The 3318-nt window shown below is 50.8% G+C and carries 2 rRNA genes; both read left to right on the top strand.

Features of this window, described 5'->3' with window-relative positions:
* Positions 1-124 precede the first annotated feature (124 nt).
* Positions 125-3013: ribosomal RNA gene (locus XMG59_RS11935) — 23S ribosomal RNA — on the top strand.
* 132 nt (positions 3014-3145) lie between these two features.
* A 5S ribosomal RNA gene (gene rrf, locus XMG59_RS11930) occupies positions 3146-3261 on the top strand.
* Positions 3262-3318 lie beyond the last annotated feature (57 nt).

The following is a 3318-nucleotide window of genomic DNA, read 5'->3' as shown; positions in this document are numbered from 1 at the left end:
ACGCTCTTTAACAATTTGGAAACTGTAAGATAAAGATTGTCTTGTATTGTTTGATACAAGCGCCAACCGGCGAAATCGATCGTTACGAGAACCATTCAGTTGATCAGACACCTTTGGGTTATATGGTCAAGTGAATAAGCGTGCACGGTGGATGCCTTGGCAGTCAGAGGCGATGAAGGACGTTGTAACCTGCGATAAGGTACGGGGAACTGGTAAACAAGTTTTGATCCGTACATTTCCGAATGGGGAAACCCACCACGTAAGTGGTATCTCTTTACTGAATATATAGGTTTAGAGAGGCGAACTCGGGGAACTGAAACATCTAAGTACCCGAAGGAAAAGAAATCAACCGAGATTCCCTTAGTAGCGGCGAGCGAACGGGGACCAGCCCTTAAGCTGGATTTGGGTTAGAAGAACAGACTGGAAAGTCTGGCCATAGTGGGTGATAGCCCCGTATTCGAAAACCCTTTTCCAGTGAAATCGAGTAGGACGGGACACGTGTTATCCTGTCTGAACATGGGGGGACCATCCTCCAAGGCTAAATACTCCTGACTGACCGATAGTGAACCAGTACCGTGAGGGAAAGGCGAAAAGAACCCCTGTGAGGGGAGTGAAATAGACCCTGAAACCGTGTACGTACAAGCAGTGGGAGCCGACTTAGTTCGGTGACTGCGTACCTTTTGTATAATGGGTCAACGACTTACTTTCAGTAGCAAGCTTAACCGTTTAGGGGAGGCGTAGGGAAACCGAGTCTTAATAGGGCGCATAGTTGCTGGGAGTAGACCCGAAACCGGGCGATCTATCCATGGGCAGGTTGAAGGTTGAGTAACATCAACTGGAGGACCGAACCGACTACCGTTGAAAAGTTAGCGGATGACCTGTGGATCGGAGTGAAAGGCTAATCAAGCTCGGAGATAGCTGGTTCTCCTCGAAAGCTATTTAGGTAGCGCCTCATGTCTCACCTTGGGGGGTAGAGCACTGTTTCGGCTAGGGGGTCATCCCGACTTACCAACCCGATGCAAACTCCGAATACCCAAGAGTGCAATCATGGGAGACACACGGCGGGTGCTAACGTCCGTCGTGAAAAGGGAAACAACCCAGACCGCCAGCTAAGGTCCCAAACTTCTAGTTAAGTGGGAAACGATGTGGGAAGGCTTAGACAGCTAGGAGGTTGGCTTAGAAGCAGCCATCCTTTAAAGAAAGCGTAATAGCTCACTAGTCGAGTCGGCCTGCGCGGAAGATATAACGGGGCTCAAACTAGAGACCGAAGCTGCGGATGCGTTTATACGCATGGTAGAGGAGCGTTCTGTAAGCTGTTGAAGCGGAAGCTGTAAGGCACCGTGGAGGTATCAGAAGTGCGAATGTTGACATAAGTAACGATAAAGGGAGTGAAAAACTCCCTCGCCGGAAGACCAAGGGTTCCTATCCAACGTTAATCGGGGTAGGGTGAGTCGACCCCTAAGATGAGGCTGAAAAGCGTAATCGATGGGAAGCAGGTTAATATTCCTGCACCTCGCATAACTGCGACGGGGGGACGGAGAAGGCTAGGCTAGCGCGGCGTTGGTTGTCCGCGTTTAAGGATGTAGGTTTGGAACTTAGGCAAATCCGGGTTCCTATATGACTGAGATCTGATGACGAGCTCCTATATGGAGTGAAGTAGTTGATGCCCGGCTTCCAGGAAAATCCTCTAAGCTTCAGGTTATGTGGGATCGTACCCCAAACCGACACAGGTGGTCAGGTTGAGAATACCAAGGCGCTTGAGAGAACTCGGGTGAAGGAACTAGGCAAAATGGCACCGTAACTTCGGGAGAAGGTGCGCCGGTTTTGGTGATGGGACTTGCTCCCTAAGCTGAGGCCGGTCGAAGATACCAGGTGGCTGCGACTGTTTATTAAAAACACAGCACTCTGCAAACACGAAAGTGGACGTATAGGGTGTGACGCCTGCCCGGTGCTTGAAGGTTAATTGATGGGGTTAGCTCCGGCGAAGCTCTTGATCGAAGCCCAAGTAAACGGCGGCCGTAACTATAACGGTCCTAAGGTAGCGAAATTCCTTGTCGGGTAAGTTCCGACCTGCACGAATGGCGTAACGATGGCCACACTGTCTCCACCCGAGACTCAGTGAAATTGAACTCGCTGTGAAGATGCAGCGTACCCGCGGCTAGACGGAAAGACCCCGTGAACCTTTACTATAGCTTCACACTGGACTTTGACCTTACTTGTGTAGGATAGCTGGGAGGCTTTGAAACTTGGACGCCAGTTCAAGTGGAGCCGATCTTGAAATACCAGCCTGGTAACGTTGAAGTCCTAACTCAGGTCCCTTATCGGGATCAAGGACAGTGTGTGGTGGGTAGTTTGACTGGGGCGGTCTCCTCCCAAAGAGTAACGGAGGAGCACGAAGGTACCCTCAGCATGGTCGGAAATCATGCAATGAGCGCAAGAGTAAAAGGGTGCTTGACTGCGACACAGACACGTGGAGCAGGTACGAAAGTAGGTTCTAGTGATCCGGTGGTTCTGTATGGAAGGGCCATCGCTCAACGGATAAAAGGTACTCCGGGGATAACAGGCTGATACCGCCCAAGAGTTCACATCGACGGCGGTGTTTGGCACCTCGATGTCGGCTCATCACATCCTGGGGCTGAAGCCGGTCCCAAGGGTATGGCTGTTCGCCATTTAAAGTGGTACGCGAGCTGGGTTTAGAACGTCGTGAGACAGTTCGGTCCCTATCTGCCGTGGGCGTTTGAGATTTGAGAAGAGTTGCTCCTAGTACGAGAGGACCGGAGTGAACGAACCTCTGGTGTTCCGGTTGTCACGCCAGTGGCATTGCCGGGTAGCTATGTTCGGACGGGATAACCGCTGAAAGCATCTAAGCGGGAAGCCCCCTTCAAGATGAGATCTCACTGGACCTTTAAGGTCCCTAAAGAGCCGTTCAAGACTAGGACGTTGATAGGCTGGGTGTGTAAGCGTTGTGAGGCGTTGAGCTAACCAGTACTAATTGCTCGTGAGGCTTGACCATATAACGCCAAAGCTGTCTGAGAGCGAAAGCTTCAGATGAACAGCTGAGTGGTTTAATGATTGATTTAACGGTTGTAGCTTGTATAGACAACCAAGACGCATCTTACAGTATCCAATGCGTTAACCAGTTTTGCCTGGTGACAATAGAGACGTGGAACCACCTGATCCCTTACCGAACTCAGTCGTGAAACGCGTCATCGCCGATGGTAGTGTGGGGTTTCCCCATGTGAGAGTAGGTCATTGCCAGGCACCTAATAAACAAAGAACCCCAGTACCGAAAGGTCCTGGGGTTTTTTGTTTTTTGGT

The organism is Marinobacterium sp. xm-g-59, from assembly GCF_013283315.1.
Lineage (GTDB): Bacteria > Pseudomonadota > Gammaproteobacteria > Pseudomonadales > Balneatricaceae > Marinobacterium_E.
The sequence above is the reverse complement of the archived record's forward strand: the minus strand, read 5'-3'. Positions and strand labels throughout refer to the sequence as shown.